The following is a 16,989-nucleotide window of genomic DNA, read 5'->3' as shown; positions in this document are numbered from 1 at the left end:
GGGATCTTGCCCAAGCGAGCGGTTCGTGCTACCATGGATGTTCGGTGCACACGTTTTTTGTGGCGCGCCATCCTTGCTCCCACGAGGGGGCCATTAGACCAGAAGGAGGTGTCACGGGATGCGCCAGTACGAGACGATGTACATCGTGAATCCCTCGCTGGAAGCTGAGCAGACCGCAGAGGTGATTCAGCGATACCAGTCCATTGTCACTGACAAGGGCGGTCAAATCGACGAACTTCAGGAGATTGGCAAGCGCCGCTTGGCGTACGAGATCGACGATCACCGTGAAGGCTACTACGTGTTGATGAAGTTCACATGTGACACGGAGACGCCGAAAGAACTCGAACGTCTTATGCGCATCGACGACAACGTGATTCGTTATTTGACGGTCCGCGTCGGTGAGTGAACGCGGAGGGGAAGAGCATGCTGAACCGAGTGATCCTGATCGGCCGCCTGACGGCGGATCCGGAGTTGCGATACACCAACAGCGGCACGGCGGTCGCGTCGTTCACGCTTGCAGTGGACCGCATGCGGCCAGGGCCGAACGGTGAACGCCAGACCGATTTCATCAACGTCGTCGTGTGGCAGAAGCAGGCCGAGATCGTGGCGCAGTACCTCCAGAAAGGGAGGTTGGCGGCGGTCGACGGCAGGCTGCAGATCCGGAGCTATGACAACCGCGATGGGCAACGCGTTCGCGTGGCCGAAGTGGTTGCCGAAACGGTGCGGTTCTTGGACCGCGGCCCGGATCAGGGCCAGGGTTCAGGCTACAGTGCGGCCGGCGCGCAAACTCGGCAGCAGCGGCCGACGCCTTCGTCGGCTCCTCCGTTTGAAGACGATCCGTTTGCGGATGACAGTCAGTTGATCGATATCTCCGAAGACGATCTTCCGTTTTGACCATTGCGCTGAATTCCCTGCGGCACAAGACCGCGGCGACAAAAGCGGTATCAGCGCGCGAAGGAGGGAACACGATGCCACGCAAAGGACGGGGCGGCAAGCGCCGCAAGGTGTGCCAATACTGCGTTGACAAGATCGATTACGCGGACTACAAAGATGTGGCCCGCCTCAGCAAGTTTTTGACGGAGCGAGGCAAGATTTTGCCTCGCCGCATCACGGGCAACTGCGCGCGCCATCAGCGCCAGGTGACGGTCGCCATCAAGCGGGCGCGTCAGGTTGCGCTCCTGCCGTACACCACGGAGTGAAGATGCGCCAAGGGCCGTTCGGGGTGGCATGGGCCGCCTGCGAGCGGCCCTTTGTCGTTTCGCGCGCGGCCGCATGCCGCTGGTCACATCCCCTCATTCGACCTGCAGTCACAGCCGCGAAGGACTGCGCTTGGCCCCCCTCTTGGCAGGACTTCATGCAAGACCTGTGGAAGTGGAATGGAGCCGAATTGCAGCCGTCTGGGGGAATGGCCGTGGCTGAAAACATCGAAGACGTGCTGATGAAGCGCCTGCGCGCCGTCGAGCATGAGCAAATCGATCTCTTGCAACAGGTCGTGGATGTCATGCGGCATGCCCACACGGGAAATCAGGCCATGTTTGTGGAGTCATTGGCGCAGATCGTCGGGACGGCTTACGTCATGGCCCAGGAGCTCGGTATTTCGCCGGAGCGACTTGAGCGGGAAGTCGTCCTCGTGCTTGAAAGTATGCCGCTCGATCCAGAGAGCGATCGCCATCATGCCGCGCAGAGCGTGATTCAATATCTGAAAGCGCGTTGGTGATAGGTTGGCGCTGGGCGCCGCATAAGGGGGTTCCTGCGCGCAGGACGTTCGCCTGGTTGCGACAGCTTTGCGCGAATGACGGTCAGCCATTAGGATTTAGGGTACAGGGAGGTGGCCGCTGTGAAGGTCATCCTGCTTCAGGACGTCAAAGGACAGGGAAAACAGGGCGAAATCAAAGAAGTGAGCGAAGGATACGCGAGGAACTTTTTGTTTCCTCGGAAGTTGGCCGAGGAGGCCACGCCACAGACGCTCAAGGCGCTTGAGGAAAAGCGGCGAAAAGAAGAGCGGCTGAAGGCCCAGGAACTGGCGGACGCCAAAGCGTTGGCACAGCGTCTCGACAATCTGAAGCTCACGATTCGCTCGCAGGTGGGTAAGGACGGTCGCCTGTTCGGCGCCATCACGACGAAACACATTGCAGATGCGCTGAAGAAACAGGGGTTTGAGGTCGACAAGCGGAAAATTGCGCTGCCGGATCCCATCAAGTCGCTCGGCGGACATCGGGTGACCATCAAGCTCCATCCCGAGGTGCACGTTCAGATCCTGGTTTACGTGGAAGCGGAGTGACGGACGCCATGGCGGCAGAAGAGACGCTGTGGCGTGAACAGGGGGCCGAGGCGGCACTCCGCATGCCGCCACACAACCTCGAGGCAGAGCAGGCCGTTCTCGGCGCCATGCTCATTTCGCCCGATGCGGTCGTCGAAGCGCTCGAAATCCTAGAGGCAGACGACTTCTACCGCGCCGCTCACCAGGCCATCTACCGGGCCATCCGCGAAGTCTACGAGGCGGGAGATCCGGTGGACATTATCACCGTGGCCACGCAGATGCGCACGTACGGCGATGTGCTCGACTCGGTCGGCGGGCCCGAGTATCTTGCCGATCTCGCCGCGATGATGCCCACCGCGCTGCACGTCGTGCACTACGCTGAGATCGTCCGCGAGAAGGCGCTGCTCCGCCGCATCATCTCTGCCGGCACGCGCATCGCGGAGGCGGCGTATGAGCCGGACGCGTCCGCGATGGAGGTTCTGGCGGACGCGGAGCGGCTGGTGCTCGAACTGAGTCAGCACCAGCGGACGCGGGATTTCACGCACATCTCTGACGTGCTGCAGACTACGTTCGAGCGGATCGAGCAGCTCTACGAGAGCGACGGCAACATCACCGGCGTGCCCACCGGTTATAGCGATCTCGACCGGATGACCAGCGGCTTTCAGAAGTCGGATCTCATTATTGTCGCGGCGCGCCCCTCGGTGGGGAAGACGGCGTTTGCTCTCAACATCGCGCAAAACGTCGCCGTCCGGGCCGGACTGCCGGTCGCCATCTTCTCGCTGGAGATGTCAAAGGATCAGCTTGTGCAGCGCATGCTCTGCGCAGAGGCGTTCATCGATGGCCACAAGCTGCGCAATGGCACCTTGGACGACGAAGATTGGCCGAAGCTGTCCATGGGCGTGACGACGCTCAGCAACTCGCCCATCTACATCGACGACACGCCGGGCATCACGGTGCCCGAGATGCGAAGCAAACTCAGGCGCCTCAAGCTGGAGCACGGGCTCGGGTTTGTCGTGATCGACTACCTGCAGCTCATTCACGGGCGGCGGGTGGCGGGAGAGAACCGCCAGCAGGAGATTTCCGACATCTCGCGTTCGCTGAAGCAGTTGGCGCGCGAGCTCGAGGTGCCGATTCTGGCTCTCGCCCAGCTCAGCCGATCCGTGGAGCAGCGCCAGGACAAGCGCCCCATGCTGTCAGACATCCGCGAATCGGGCTCCATCGAGCAGGACGCGGATGTGGTCGCGTTTTTGTACCGCGATGATTACTACAACCCCGACACGGACAATCCGAACGTCGTCGAGGTCATCATCGCCAAGCAGCGCAACGGTCCAACAGGAAAAATCGAGCTCGTGTTCCTGAAGAACTTCAACAAGTTCGTCAATCTCGAACGCAGTCATGCAGAGCTATGAACGAACATCAGACGGATCTACCGCAATCGGCGACGGACACAGCGCCAGGTGAGCGCCGTTTGACGCGCCGGGAACGGCGAAAGCTGATGGAGAAGGCGCGCAAGCGCCGGAAGCGGCGACGCAGACGGCGCATGCGGCGCGTCCGCGCGTGGCGGGCGGTGCGCAGCCTGCGGTTCTGGACGCGGGCGCTCGCCGCATTCGCCGTCGCGCTCACGTTCGTGTTCTGGGCCCGATTCGCCTATGTGTACGACATCCCTGACTACGCGGCGGCGTTCCTGCCACCGCATGTGACGGCGTATATCACCGTGAAGACGTGGTGGTTTGGGCCGCCTGTCATTGATGTGGGCGCCTATGAGCCCGATTTCGGCGCCATGACGGTGTCGGATCCGTACGACGTCCTCCTGCAGAACATGGGATCCTACGCGACGGTGCTTTCCCACCCGCGCATTGTCTGGGCGAGATCGTCCTGAAGGGAGGGAATCGCATGCCTGCGCACATCCTGGTGGTGGAAGACGAGGAGCCCATCGCAAACATCCTCCGCTTTGCGCTGGAGCGAGAGGGATACCGGGTCTCCTGCGCGTACGACGGGGCGGAGGCCCTGGAGCGCTGGCGAGCCCTTCAGCCAGACCTGATCCTGCTCGACGTGATGCTGCCGGAGGTCGACGGCTTCGATGTGCTCAGGGCCATCCGTCAGACCTCGGGCGTCCCTGTGATCATCCTCACGGCGAAGGACGACGAGGTGGACAAAGTGCTCGGGCTGGAACTTGGGGCGGACGACTACGTGACGAAGCCGTTCAGCACGCGCGAGCTCGTGGCGCGCGTCAAGGCCAACCTGCGGCGCACATCGGACGTCCTGCGCGAGCACAGGGAGAACGAGCGGTATGTGGTGCAGGACCTTGTGATAGACCTCGCGGAATACACGGTCACCAAGGAGGGCCAATCCATCCCGCTCACGCACCGGGAGTTTCAGGTGCTCGCTGTGCTTGCCGCGCATCCGGGCCGCGTGTTCACGCGCGATCAGCTGGTGGACCAGGTCTGGGGCACCGACTACGTGGGCGACACCCGCGCGGTGGACGTGACCATTCGCCGGCTGCGGGAGAAGCTCGAGCCGGATCCGAGCCAGCCGCGGTACGTGCTGACGCGACGCGGTGTGGGGTACTATGTGAGGAATGAATGATGCGGTTCCGAAGCCTGCGCGTGAAACTCGTCATGGTGTACACTTTGCTCATCCTGTTCGCGGTGGAGCTCATCGGCGCGTACTTCGTCCAGGCGCTGACGTCTTCGCTCGTGCGCAATCAGGCGCAGACCGCGCGCACGCAGGCCCAGCTGATGGCCACGCTCATCGCGCCGGAGCTCGCGCCTGGCGCGCGCGTGTCGAACAGTGCCGTGTCGAATCTGCTGCAGTCGGTGCCCCAGTTCCTGAACGGCACCGTGTACGTGCTCAACCAAAGCGGTTATGTGATGTACACCACCGCCGGCGGCGCGCTCGTGGGGCAGAAGCGGATTGACTCCGTCGCGACGCAGGCGCTGCTTCACCACACGTTTGCGCAGTCCGTTCGTTACGATCCCCTCTCGAAGAGCCACCTGCTCGCCGTGGCGGTCCCCGTGACGCTGCACGGGACGTATGATGGCGTGCTCGAATACGTCCTGTCCATCCAGTCCACCTACGAGACCATCCACCAAGCCACGACCATCTTCTACACCGGTTCCATCGCCGTCCTGGCCATCGTCATGATCCTCGGCGCCATCGTGGCGCGCGCCCTGACGCGCCCCGTGATGGAAGTGACGCGCCAGGCGGAGGTGATGGCGCGGGGGGACTTCTCGCAGCGCCTCGAGGCCATGAGCAACGACGAAATTGGCGATCTCGTCGCGTCCATCAACCACCTCGCCGACGAACTCGAGGAGGCCATCGCGGCCAACCGGTTGGAGCAGGAGCGGCTGCGCGCCGTCATCACCTCGATGGGCGAGGGCGTGATCGTGCTCGATTCGTCCGGGCAGGTGTTGATGATGAACCGCGCGGCCAGGCAGATGCTGAGCCAGGCCGCGGGCGGCGAAGAGGAGGCCATCCGGCAGCTCGAACTGGATCGCCTGACGCAGGGGGACGTGGCGACGGGCGTGCGCGAGGTGCGCGTGATTGGCAACACCATCTTTCACGTCATCCTGACGAGCGTTCAGCGGCGCGGCCAGGTGGACGGCTACGTCGCGGTGGTCCGGGACGTTACGGAGCAGGAGAAGCTGGATCAGGCGCGGCGGGACTTTGTCAGCAACGTGTCGCACGAGCTGCGCACGCCGCTCACCACGGTGAAGTCGTACCTTGAGGTGATGCGCGATCTCGGCGACGACGAAGCGGAGACGAAGCGCGAGTTCCTCGAGGTGATCGCGCGCGAGACGGATCGCATGGTGCGGCTGACGCGGGACCTGCTTCTGTTGTCGGGGCTGGACAGGGGCGGCCCGCGGAGCGTGGAGATGAGGGCCATTCCGGTGCACGACCTGCTCGAGGGCGTGGTGGAGCGGTTTCAGCTCCAGGCGGCGAAGCAGGAGCTGTCTCTGCGCGTCCACCTGCCGCAGAGCCGCGACGTATGCGTGCATGGGGATGAGGACATGGTCAACCGCGTGATCGACAACGTCCTGTCGAACGCGCTCAAATACACGCCGCCGGGTGGGCGGATCGACGTGCGCGCGGACGTGGCCGCGCAGCACGTGACCTTCATCATTTCCGACACGGGCATCGGCATTCCGCCCGAGGACCTGCCGCACGTGTTCGAGCGGTTCTATCGGGTCGAAAAGGGGCGAAGCCGCCGCGGCGGCGGCACCGGGCTCGGACTGGCCCTGGCGCGCGAGATGGTGGAGCGCATGGGCGGCGAAATCCGGATGGAGAGCGAACTGCAGCGTGGCACGACCGTGTACGTGACGCTGCGCCGCGCGGAGGAGGATGCCGCATGAGGGTTTGGTGGCGCACAGCGAAGACGGTGATCCTCGCGCTGCTCGTCGCGGGCAGCGTCGTGCTGAGTTACGCGCTCTGGTCGGGCAACCTCCAGGGCGGCGCCGAGATCGGGCTGACGCAGACTCAGACCATCCCGTATTCCACCTCGCCCTCGCTCACGTCCGCCGTTCAGCCCTACGAAATCGACGTGCGCGCGGGAGATGAATACACCGTCGCCCGGCCCGGGAGCGCCCCTTACGCCGCGTGGACCGGGCTCCTGATGGGGGTGAGGGCCGAGCGCCCCCAGCCCGTGGCCGCCATGCCCCCGGGTGCTCAGGCCAGCGTGGTCTTTCAGTTCGGCATCCCGCTGGATGCGGCGCTCGGCAGGAGTTGGCTCGGCGATCTCGCCACGTCCGTCGGCAGCATCAGTTGCCGCGCCATCGTGCTCAATGCCGGCCCTGGTTCCACGTGTACCTTGGTGTACGAGGGAACGAATGCAGCCGGCAAGCCAGCACTCATCGAGGCAACGGCTTCACTGCCGGCATCCGCTGTCATCCGGCAGGCTTCACGCGATGTCGTTGCACAACCTTACGCCGCGTGGACGGACTTTGAAGGCGAGAGCTTGGTGCCCATCCACGGGCGCATGACGAGCTACGTGTACGCGTTCACACAACCCTCCATCATGCCGCTCGTGCAGTCGTTCTTCGTCAATCCACAGGCCCTGACCCGGATACAGGAGAGCAAGGCCGTCACCATTTGGACGGACGGAAGTCGCGCTGTGCAGGTCGATCGCGCCGCGCTCTCGCTGCAGTACGAGGACCCGAATGCCAGCACTGCGCCCGCCCACACCGAGGACTACGTGGCCGCCATCGACTTTCTACATGCGCACGGAGGCGGGCCAAGCGACCTCATCGGTTTTGACCTTGTCGGCATGTTGACCGTCAACCTGAACGGCCCCAGTTTCTCGTTTGCTCAGTATGTCGATGGATATCCCATTCTCTCGAACGGCGCGGACTACAATTTCCAGATTGACAGTGGACACGTGATGGAGTTTGACCGGCCGCTCTGGGAACTGACCAAGCCTGTGCAGGCGTCGTCCGTGCCCGTTCTGGATGAGGACGGACTGGCGAAGGCCCTGGCCAAGGTCACGAGCGCGAAAACCGTCTCGCTCTCGACGTTTCACGTGGAACCCGGCTATTGGCCCTCCATCCAGGGAACCAAGCCAGGCCAGATCCGCCTTCTGCCAGTCGACTACGTGACCAACGCGAACGGCGGCGTTTGGGTCTTAAACGCGGAAACGGGCCAACTCGTGGCGGGGGGATTGTCGTGAACTGGGAAGTCGCGAAATCGTGGCTCATCGCGCTCTTTGCACTCCTCGACGTCATCCTGGGGTGGCTCTTGTACGAATCTCGTCAGTTGTCGAGCGGCTACGCGGAGTCTCCCGCCGACGCCTTGGCGAACACCAAGACGCTTTTGGCCAATCAGGGCTTCAGCCTGGCGACATCCGTGCCATCCGGGCAGCCGAGCCTTGTCACATTTCAGGCCGATTTCGCGAACCCGCGCTGGTCGGCGCTTGAGCAGGCGGCGTTTCCGGGCGCAAAGGGCAAAGCCCAAATCGCGGGCGGGACGCTCACGACGAGCGAAGGTCAACTCGCCGTCACCGGTCAGGGCACCTGGGCGGTTCAATATCAACCGCCGCTGCAGTTGCCGCCCAACCGCGGGCCACTGGCCTACGTGTTCCGGGGCGCGGATTACGCGCCGGATCCCACGACTTCGGACCCAGTCCATGGCGTGTACTTTGAGGTGGTGAACGGCTATCCCGTGTTTGATGCGGACCTCATCACCGTGGAGCAAAAGGGACAGTTGATGGGCTATACTCAGACGTATATCGATCACGTCCAAGCGAACAGTTCGCCTAAGCCGGTCATCAGCGCCCTCGACGCGCTGGACAGCTTCGCCGAAGCGGTGGATAAGACCGGGTCTGGCCAGGTCAACAGCGTGGTGAAGGTCGATCTCGGCTATGCGCGCAAGATTCAGGTGGCCTCGGGCAGCCAGGCCATCCTGCACAGCTACTGGTTTCCCGTATGGCGAATTGTGACCACGGCAGGCGTCTACTTCGTCAACGCATTCACCGGCGAGGTGGAGATGCAGAACGCCTATTAACGAGCGCGGTGCTCGGCTGTGACGAAAAGAAGTAAGGCAAGAGGAGGTGGGCGCGTGGACTTCTGCGTCCTGGCGAGTGGAAGCAACGGAAACAGCCTGTACTTGGAGGCGGGTGACACGCGCATCCTGCTCGACGCTGGCCTCAGCGGAAAACAACTTGAGGCGCGGCTGCGCACCCAGTGCGACCGAGAGCTGCGCGATCTCACAGCGGTGTTGATCACCCATGAGCACGACGATCACGTCAAGGGGTTGGTTCAACTCGCGAAAAAGTGCCACGCTCCACTGTACATGACCGAGGGTACATACGCTGGTCTGCCGGCCAAGGCGCGGTTGGACGAGCCGGATCGCGTCGTACATATCCGCGCAGGGGAGTCGTTGGAGATTGGCGGCGTGCGCATCACGCCGTTTGCCGTGTCGCACGACGCCGAGGAGCCTGTCGCGTTTCGCTTCGATACGGACGAAGGCAGCCTCGCCGTGGTGACGGACTTGGGCTACGTCAGCGATCGGCAGCGGGAGCTGCTCCGGGGATGCGACGTGTATGTGTTCGAGACGAATCACGATACGGAGATGCTCCGCGCAGGCCCATATCCGTGGCACCTGAAGCGGCGCATCTTGGGCGACAAAGGGCATCTGTCCAACGTTGACGCCGCGTATGCGCTTATCGACATCCTGAGCGAACAGGCGGCGCACGTGTATCTTGCGCATCTGAGTGGGGAGAATAATCTCCCGGAACTCGCGGAACTGACGGTGGAACAGATAGTGCTCGACGCGAGACCAGAACTGGCGGATCGCATTCACCTTCACAGGACAAGCCGGCAGGCGCCGTGCCCCGCGATGAAAATTTCCCGGGCAACCGTATGATGGCAGGCATTCCCGCTCACACTACCCTCAGCAGATGGCGTCCTATGCGCGAGGGGGATGAGGGGAATGCGCGAAAATCGGCGGATGCAAGCGTGGGTGATCGCGGCAGTGGCACTGGCGGCGAGCGGGACCGGGGTGGCCGCTGGCCTTGAGGCGTCGCGGCTCAAGCCAGCCGCATCGGCGCCGGTGCTCACGCAGCAGGCGACTCGGGCGGCAAGTTTGGCAGCGGACGCGGGCGGTGTGGTGAGTCTGTCCGCGGGCGTCACGCAGGCCGTGAAGAGAGTTGAACCGGACGTCGTCGGCGTGGAAAATTACCAACTTGTTTCCAACTTCTTTTCGCAGACGTCGAAGTTGCAGGCGACGGGCATCGGAACTGGCGTGATGTTTTACAAGGACGATCGGCACGCGTATATCGTGACAAACAATCACGTGGTGGAAGGCGCGGCGAAGGTGGATATCGTGGTGGATCCGGGCAAACATCACGATGCGGATGTGGTGGGGACGGATCCGTACACGGATTTGGCCGTGCTGCGCGTGCCGGCCTCTGTGTTTCGTGGTGTCGAACCGGTTGCCTTTGCAGATTCGAGTCGCATCGAAGCGGGTGAACCGGCCATTGCCATCGGCACGCCGCTCGGCCTAGACTTTGCGGACACGGTGACGAGCGGGATTGTGAGTGCAAAGTCGCGCCTGATGCCGGTGCAGGACGAGGAGACGGGACAGACACTCGACTATCAGACGGTCATCCAAACGGACGCGGCCATCAACCCGGGTAACAGCGGTGGCCCGCTGCTGAACATTCGCGGCGAAGTCATCGGCATTAACAGCTGCAAAATTGTGGCGCAGAATTTCGAGGGGATGGGATTCGCCATTCCGTCGAATGAGGTGCAGATCGTCGCGAAGCAGCTCATGGACAAGGGGCACGCCGTGCACCCGGCGCTCGGCGTGGAAGGCTATTCGCTCGCGTCGCTTCCCCAGCAGATGTGGCCAGACGTGCCGGTGGACTACGGTGTGTGGGTAAAGCGCGTATCCTCGATAGAGGCGCGAGCGGCCGGGATTCGACCGGGGGATGTCATTGTCTCGTTGAACGGGCAGACGGTGAGGACGATGGCGGAGCTCAGGACTGCGCTGTTCCAGACGCGCCCGGGCGATGTGGCGTCGATTGGCGTATACCGGGGGGACAAGTTGCTCGCCCTCAAGGTGAAGATAGGTCAGATGGGGACGAAGCTCACCACGGCGCCGGCGCTCGATTTCGCTCGCTGAGGGAGCGCGAGCACCGACGCCTAGCCTTGCGTCCCCGGGAGGAGGGGGCGGACGTGCGGGTAGCCGTGATAGCGGTGGGCAAAATTCGAGAAAAGTTTTGGCTGGAGGCGCTTCGCGAATATGAGAAGCGCCTTTCCGCGTATGTGGACCTGGAGATGATGGAGGTGGCGGATGAGTCGGATCGCGACGAGATGTCGCCTACGGAAGTAGACGCGCTCTTGTCGCGGGAGGCGGATCGCATAGAGCGGTGGTTGCGCCCGCGGGACGGTGTCATAGTTCTCGACATTGTCGGAGAGGCGCTGTCATCAGAGGCCTGGAGCGAGCGATATGACAGGATTTGCACCGCCGGTCACGGGCGGCTGGTGTTCGTGGTAGGCGGATCGCGGGGCTTGCATCCGCGCATCAAGCGGCGCGCGGTGTTCCGCTGGAGCTTCGGTCCCATTACGCTGCCGCACGCGCTGGCGCGAATCGTGCTCCTGGAGCAGTTGTATCGAGGGATTCGCATCCTGCGCGGCGAGCCGTATCACAAGTGAGTGCACTCGAAAGAGCGCCCTGATCATCACGCCCCGTCCAAACTTGGATTTTGGGGTGAACCGTGTTCAAGCAGAAACGTGTACAGCAGTCTCGACGCCTTGGTCTCGAACTCTGATTTCGGCGTCACAATGGAAAACGTCCGTTTCACTGGGGCGCAAGGGATGCGGAGCGCGCGCAGCATGCCCCAGGTGAGCTCTCGCGCCACGACCCAGCGGGAGAGGCACGCGAGGCCAAGGCCGGCAGCCACCGACTCCTTGATGACCTGGCTGCTTGAGTACTCGACGAGATCGCGCGGCTGAATGCCCAACTTGGTGAACAGGCGATCCGTCATCTCCCGCGTGCCGGATCCCGGCTCGCGAATGAACCAGGTGGCGCGCTCCAACAGGGATCGATCCGGCGCCTCGGCGTACCAGGGCGACGCGGGGCTTGCCACCACCAGCATCTCGTCCTCCGCGAATGGCTTGAGCACCACCTCGTCCTCCACGACGTCCTGGCCCTCGACAATCCCGATATCCAGCTGGCGTACCGCCACGGCGTGGGCGATGGTCTGCGTGTTGGCAATCGACACGGAAGGCTGAACTGCGGGGTATGCCTTGCGGAATCGGGCGATGACATGCGGCAGCACGTACTCCCCGTACGTGAGGCTGGCGCCCACGTGAACGGGCCCGGCCGGCACCTCCTGCATATCTGCGATGAGCCGCTCCATGCGGCGGTACAGCGCCAAAATGTCCTTGGCGTGCTCGTACACGATTTGGCCGGCGGGATTCACCTGCAGGCGCCTGCGGCCGCGATCGATGAGCCGCACGCCGAGGCGCTGTTCCAGCGTTTGAACGTGCTGGCTGATGGCGGGCTGGCTGATGTGCAACTTCTCGGCCGCACGAGTGAAGCTGTTCTCCTCCACGACCGTGACAAACACTCGCAACTGTAAATCCACGCGCCTCACGCTCCATGTACATAAGCTATGCTTATAGTCTACATCAAAAAGATGTATTTCCCCTAATGCAAGTCACCTCATACCATGGAAGTTGACATGAGTGGGAGGTGACGGAATGCACATCATTCGACAGTTCGGCGTCAACTGGTTCACGACCGTGATGGGCATCGGCATTGTTGCGGCGCTCACGTACACTTCGCCCATCCACCTGCCGTTCCAGCACCAGGTGGGCGAGATCTTGTTCATCTGCGTCAACGCGGTCTTTGCATTTGCCTTTGCGATGTGGATTTTGCGCTGGCTGCTCACGCCCGACGCCGCCATCGACGATTTCCGGCACCCGGGCCGGGCGCTGTTTTACGGCGCGTTTGCGATGGGCATCAATGTCGTCGGCAACGATTACTTCCTCATCGGAACACATATGATGCCGAAGCACACTGCCATCGCCATCAGCTTTGCGATCTGGCTCGCCGGGGTGGCCGCGTCGTTGTTCTCGGTCATTGTCGTGCCGTACCTGCTCTTCACCGAGCACAAGGTGGAGCGAGACGAAACGGTGGCTTCCTGGCTCATCCCGCTCGTCCCGCCCATCGTCGCTGCGGCCACGGGCACCAATCTCATTCCGTACGCGGGGGGACCGGGCGCGCAGTTCTCCATGGCGGCAGGAATCCTCGCCCTGTTCGGCATGACCTTCTTCTTGTTCATCATGACAAGCGCATTGGTCTACTCGCGCCTCGTGTTTCACAGGCGGCTCAGCGGCCAGGAGGCGCCCACCTTGTGGATTGAGATTGGTCCCATCGGGATGGCCATGGGCACCTTCTGCGGCATCCCTCTGAATGCGCCGCACGTCTTCGGCCCTTATACGGGAGGCCTGCGCGATCTCGGCGCGGTCTTCGCCATCGCGATGTGGGGCGTGGGTGTCTGGTGGATCCTTCTCTCGGCGCTCTTCACGTTCCTACACCTGACGCCGAAGGGCGACGGGCTGCCGTTCCACCTCGGCTGGTGGAGCTACGTCTTCCCCATCGGCAGCTTCACAAACGGCACGTATGCGCTGCATCACCTGCTCGGTCACCCGTTTTTCGCGGTCGCCGGCTTGGTGCAACTCGGCATCTTATGGCTCTGCTTCGCCATCGTCATCGTGCGCACCGTGCACGGTGTTGTGGCAGGACATCTGATTCAATGGCGGCGCGATCACGCCCGTCGCCACGAACTGAAAGCGCGCCGCGCGTGACGTACGCGTCTTGTCATTTCGAGACCTCTTCCGGATTCAACAAACACTAGTCAAGCTGGCAGGATAAGAAGTATAATCGTTAGAGAACTCTTAGGAATCCGCGTTGACCGACGGCACGCGCCGTGCCGCCGGGTCAGCGGGATTTTGCGTGTTTACCTCCGCCATTGCCCCGAAAGGCCCGTTGAGGTGGTCCGGTGGGGACTTTTTATGCTTCCGAATGGGATGGGGAGTCCTGGTGCATTCTCGTTCTCCGCAGTCGGGTGACGAAAACGGTCTGCAGACGCTTCAGGCCTGGTTGGTCCGGGAAGCGCCTCTTGCGGTCTTTGGCGTGGATCGCGAAAACCGCGTCAACCTCTGGTCCAGCCCTGCCGCGCGCGTGCTGGGATGGGAGGCGGACGAGGTGCTCGGTCGGCCCGCGCCGTTCTGGTGCGCGGAAGGTGATTTTGAGCGGTACTTGGGCGAGATCGAGCAACGAGGTCGCGTGAACGGCCGCCTCGTCCAGTGGCGAACCAAGGCGGGAGGCGCCCTGGAATCGGAGACGTGGGTATGGTTGTCCGGCACAGGTGGGCTTGTCTTCGTGGTGACCGATCACGTCCGGGATACGGAGATGTACGCCGAAGTGGCGCAGTCCAGAAACTTCATCGAGCGCATCGCGGACGCGGCGGACATTTGCCTCTTTGCCTACGATGTCACCTCGAATCGCCTGATCTACGCTTCCAACGCGTGCGAGGCGATGTGCGGTTATTCGAGCGACGAACTTGTGAAGAACCCGCACCTATGGCTCTCCCTGGTCCATCCGGAGGATCTCGCGCTCGCCACCGAACCGATTCAGACGGGATCGAGCGCGCGCAGCGAATACCGCATTCGGCATCGGAACGGCACTGAGCGTTGGGTCGCGGTGCACTTGTATCCGCGCTTCGGCGCGGACGAGCGCGTGACGTACCTCGAGGGGCTTGCGATGGACATCACGGATCGCAAGGTTCACCAGGTGGAGTTGCAGCGCCTCGCCTTCACGGATGCGCTGACGCAGTTGCCCAACCGCCAGCAGTTTGAGCACGATCTGCGTGCGGCTGTGGAACAGGCGGAGCGGCGGGGGGACAAGCTCGCCGTATTTCTCTTCGACTTCGATGGCTTCAAGTACGTGAACGACACCTTTGGTCATCAGTTTGGTGACGCGACTCTCAAGGCCATCGCCGAGCGCCTGCGCCAGACGCTCCTTGGTCGCGCGAAGGTGTATCGGATGGGCGGAGACGAATTCACGGTGATTCAGGCCGGGATTGCGGGCGAGGAGGACGTGCGCGACACGGCCGCTCGTTGCCTGGACGCGTTTCGCGAGCCGCTTCCGGTCATGGGCGAGCTGGTGCCGATGGGCATCAGCATCGGCGCGGCCATCTATCCGGATCACAGCCGCGACGTCGATACGCTGCTCCGGTACGCGGACATCTCGATGTATGCGGCGAAGGAGCAGGGCGGGCATCGGCTTTGCCTCTACAGCGAGAGCGGCGACAGCGCCATCCACAACCGGCTTCTCCTGCACAACGCGCTCGCAAAGGCGTTCGATCGCGGCGAGTTTTCCCTCGATTACCAGCCCATCTTCGACGTTCGAAGAGGCGTGCGCGTGGGCGCCGAGGCGCTCTTGCGCTGGAATTCGCCGGAGCTGGGGTTCGTCCCGCCGGCAGTGTTTGTCCCGTTTGCGGAGCAGTGGGGGATGATGCAGCAAATCGGCGCCTGGGTGCTCGAGACGGCCTGTGCAACCGCCTCTCGGTGGCAACGGCTCAACCTGCGCATGCGAGTCTCGGTGAACGTCTCGCTCTCGCAGATGGTGGATCCGCAGTTTGTCGACAGCGTGGCACACGCCCTTCGCCACGCCCAGCTATCTCCCGAGCAGCTGCAGCTCGAGGTTCACGCGAGCCTGCTCGCGCAATACGCGGATCTCATCGGCGATCTCGCCGCTGAGCTCGATCGCCTGGGCGTCTCTGTCGCCATCGATGACTTCGGGCATGGGGAAGCGGTGCTCGCGGCGCTGTCGGCCGGATCGTACGACGCCATCAAGCTGCACCCGTCGCTGTTGTCGCTCGCGCCCGAAGGAGAGCGCCACGAACGCCTGATGGCTGGCGTTGTCCGCCTTGCGCACGATCTCGGCATGCGCGCCATCGCGGAAGGGGTGGAGCGGCGCGAGCAGGAGATGCTGCTCGCGCGCACAGGATGCGATGAGATGCAAGGGTTCTGGAAGGCCCGTCCCGTGTCGGCTGAGCATCTCGCTGACTGGAACGGGAGGATGGCCGCTGAAGAGGGAGACAGCGTCTGACGTGCGTCAGAAGTCGGGATTTCTCGCTCGAAATCCGGCCCACATCTGTTCCGCAGCCTTGCGCAGATCTTGTGGCACGAGCGAGAGCCTGCGCTCCGCGTCCCCATAGCCTATCTCCTCGGCCCCTGCCTCGAGCTTCTCGAACACGCCGTCGGCAAACTCGTCCACAGGCACTCCGAAGGTGTGAAGACCAGGTCCGCCGAGATCCGTGTTGACCGCGGGTGGAACAATTTCCACGACATCCACCGACGTGCCCTGAAGCTGCAGGCGAAGCGACTGCGTGAAAGAGCGAAGGGCCGCCTTGGTGGCGCTGTACACCGGCGCCCACGCCGCAGGCGCCAGCGCGAGGCCGGACGTCACATTGACGACGGCTGCGCGCGGCCGCTCCAGCAAGTGCGGCAGTGCGGCCAGGGTGAGATGCACGGGCGCGTCGAAATTGATGGCAATCTCGCGCTCATAGTGCTCCCACGGTTCTGCGGCGCGCCGCACATGGATGTGCTGCTGAATCCCCGCGTTATTCACGAGCACGTTCCAATCGGGATACGTCTCGTTCATGTACGTCAAAAGGCGCAATCGCTCTTCCGGGCGCATGACGTCGCAGCAAATCGTTTCGAGGTCTGGATGAGCGGCCTTCGCCTCGTCGAGCTTCTCCTGCCGACGTCCACAGATGATCACCCGGTTCCCGCGCTCCAGAAACCGGACCGCAAGCGCGAGTCCAATGCCATTCGATCCGCCGGTCACGAGGATGGTGTTTCCGTTCCAATCCACGCGCGTTCACTCCCTGCGAAGTTCCGTCGAGATGTCACGATTCAGCGTCGAGGGTCATTTTCGTAAGAAGATACAAAAGCTGCATGCCTCCGATCAAGCCCAGACCCAAGAGTATCATGAGCGCCAGCTTGGAGCCAAAGAGGCCCGTAAGGATGGCGCCTCCGATGGTGCAGATGGTGAACAGGCCCACACCGAGCACGGTGTAAAGCGTCACCGGCCGATCCCGCCGCGCCCCTGCGGAGGGCCACTGAAAACCCGCGGGGCGCCACGCAACGCGCAAAAGCGAGCGACCTTGCGCCCCTGCGGAGGGCCACTGAAAACCCGCGGGGCGCCACGCAACGCGC

18 protein-coding genes and 1 pseudogene are annotated in these 16,989 nt (G+C 62.9%); 16 read left to right on the top strand and 3 right to left on the bottom strand.

The window, feature by feature from the left end:
* The first annotated feature begins 118 nt into the window (after positions 1-118).
* From rpsF to rlmH, 14 genes are all read left to right on the top strand, one after another.
* The gene (rpsF, locus tag AMA01_RS12545) at positions 119-406 is read left to right on the top strand and encodes a 30S ribosomal protein S6 (RefSeq protein ID WP_067851476.1); all 288 of its coding nucleotides are present in this window, start codon (positions 119-121) and stop codon (positions 404-406) included.
* Positions 407-423: 17 nt separating this feature from the next.
* A complete protein-coding gene (ssb, locus tag AMA01_RS12540; protein ID WP_067851474.1) occupies positions 424-894 on the top strand; it encodes a single-stranded DNA-binding protein in 471 nt (156 codons plus the stop codon).
* Positions 895-968: 74 nt separating this feature from the next.
* Positions 969-1,199 (top strand): 30S ribosomal protein S18, encoded by a 231-nt coding sequence (gene rpsR / locus AMA01_RS12535; protein WP_012812131.1) that lies wholly within the window; start codon positions 969-971, stop codon positions 1,197-1,199.
* A 206-nt stretch (positions 1,200-1,405) separates the two neighbouring features.
* Positions 1,406-1,717 carry a MazG-like family protein gene (locus AMA01_RS12530; protein WP_230087717.1) on the top strand — a complete coding sequence of 104 codons (312 nt, stop codon included), beginning with the start codon at positions 1,406-1,408 and terminating at the stop codon, positions 1,715-1,717.
* Between the two features lie 120 nt (positions 1,718-1,837).
* Positions 1,838-2,281, top strand: coding sequence for a 50S ribosomal protein L9 (rplI, locus tag AMA01_RS12525; RefSeq protein ID WP_067851471.1), 444 nt, complete (start codon positions 1,838-1,840; stop codon positions 2,279-2,281).
* An 8-nt stretch (positions 2,282-2,289) separates the two neighbouring features.
* Complete coding sequence (dnaB, locus tag AMA01_RS12520; RefSeq protein WP_067851478.1) at positions 2,290-3,669, top strand: replicative DNA helicase; 1,380 nt, start codon at positions 2,290-2,292, stop codon at positions 3,667-3,669.
* 59 nt (positions 3,670-3,728) lie between these two features.
* Positions 3,729-4,139: a hypothetical protein gene (locus AMA01_RS12515; RefSeq protein ID WP_231862955.1), complete on the top strand. Its 411-nt coding sequence runs from the start codon at positions 3,729-3,731 to the stop codon at positions 4,137-4,139.
* 14 nt (positions 4,140-4,153) lie between these two features.
* Positions 4,154-4,846, top strand: coding sequence for a response regulator (locus AMA01_RS12510; protein WP_067851467.1), 693 nt, complete (start codon positions 4,154-4,156; stop codon positions 4,844-4,846).
* Entirely contained in the window at positions 4,846-6,612 is a 1,767-nt protein-coding gene (locus tag AMA01_RS12505; RefSeq protein WP_231862954.1) for an ATP-binding protein, read from the top strand. The genes AMA01_RS12510 and AMA01_RS12505 overlap by 1 nt, the downstream gene beginning before the upstream one ends.
* A complete protein-coding gene (locus tag AMA01_RS12500; RefSeq protein WP_067851463.1) occupies positions 6,609-7,922 on the top strand; it encodes a YycH family regulatory protein in 1,314 nt (437 codons plus the stop codon). The genes AMA01_RS12505 and AMA01_RS12500 overlap by 4 nt, the downstream gene beginning before the upstream one ends.
* Positions 7,919-8,755 carry a two-component system regulatory protein YycI gene (locus AMA01_RS12495; RefSeq protein ID WP_067851461.1) on the top strand — a complete coding sequence of 279 codons (837 nt, stop codon included), beginning with the start codon at positions 7,919-7,921 and terminating at the stop codon, positions 8,753-8,755. The genes AMA01_RS12500 and AMA01_RS12495 overlap by 4 nt, the downstream gene beginning before the upstream one ends.
* Before the next feature lie 54 nt (positions 8,756-8,809).
* Entirely contained in the window at positions 8,810-9,616 is an 807-nt protein-coding gene (locus tag AMA01_RS12490) for an MBL fold metallo-hydrolase (protein ID WP_067851459.1), read from the top strand.
* Between the two features lie 66 nt (positions 9,617-9,682).
* Positions 9,683-10,876, top strand: coding sequence for a S1C family serine protease (locus AMA01_RS12485; protein WP_231862953.1), 1,194 nt, complete (start codon positions 9,683-9,685; stop codon positions 10,874-10,876).
* A gap of 53 nt (positions 10,877-10,929) precedes the next feature.
* Positions 10,930-11,409 carry a 23S rRNA (pseudouridine(1915)-N(3))-methyltransferase RlmH gene (gene rlmH / locus AMA01_RS12480; RefSeq protein ID WP_067851455.1) on the top strand — a complete coding sequence of 160 codons (480 nt, stop codon included), beginning with the start codon at positions 10,930-10,932 and terminating at the stop codon, positions 11,407-11,409.
* A 26-nt stretch (positions 11,410-11,435) separates the two neighbouring features.
* Here the strand turns inward: rlmH and AMA01_RS12475 are convergent, their stop codons facing one another.
* The gene (locus AMA01_RS12475) at positions 11,436-12,344 is read right to left on the bottom strand and encodes a LysR family transcriptional regulator (RefSeq protein WP_231862952.1); all 909 of its coding nucleotides are present in this window, start codon (positions 12,342-12,344) and stop codon (positions 11,436-11,438) included.
* A 115-nt stretch (positions 12,345-12,459) separates the two neighbouring features.
* On the opposite strand from AMA01_RS12475, the gene AMA01_RS12470 reads away from it, so the two are divergent.
* The gene (locus AMA01_RS12470) at positions 12,460-13,569 is read left to right on the top strand and encodes an SLAC1 family transporter (RefSeq protein ID WP_067851452.1); all 1,110 of its coding nucleotides are present in this window, start codon (positions 12,460-12,462) and stop codon (positions 13,567-13,569) included.
* Positions 13,570-13,804: 235 nt separating this feature from the next.
* Complete coding sequence (locus AMA01_RS12465) at positions 13,805-15,877, top strand: putative bifunctional diguanylate cyclase/phosphodiesterase (RefSeq protein WP_067851450.1); 2,073 nt, start codon at positions 13,805-13,807, stop codon at positions 15,875-15,877.
* 6 nt (positions 15,878-15,883) lie between these two features.
* On the opposite strand, the gene AMA01_RS12460 is transcribed toward AMA01_RS12465, so the two are convergent.
* Positions 15,884-16,645 (bottom strand): SDR family oxidoreductase, encoded by a 762-nt coding sequence (locus AMA01_RS12460; protein ID WP_067851448.1) that lies wholly within the window; start codon positions 16,643-16,645, stop codon positions 15,884-15,886.
* A gap of 34 nt (positions 16,646-16,679) precedes the next feature.
* Positions 16,680-16,989 (bottom strand): annotated as a pseudogene (locus AMA01_RS12455) (J domain-containing protein); the annotation flags it as partial.

The sequence above is a fragment of the Alicyclobacillus mali NBRC 102425 genome (assembly GCF_001570745.1).
GTDB lineage: Bacteria > Bacillota > Bacilli > Alicyclobacillales > Alicyclobacillaceae > Alicyclobacillus > Alicyclobacillus mali.
The sequence above is the reverse complement of the archived record's forward strand: the minus strand, read 5'-3'. Positions and strand labels throughout refer to the sequence as shown.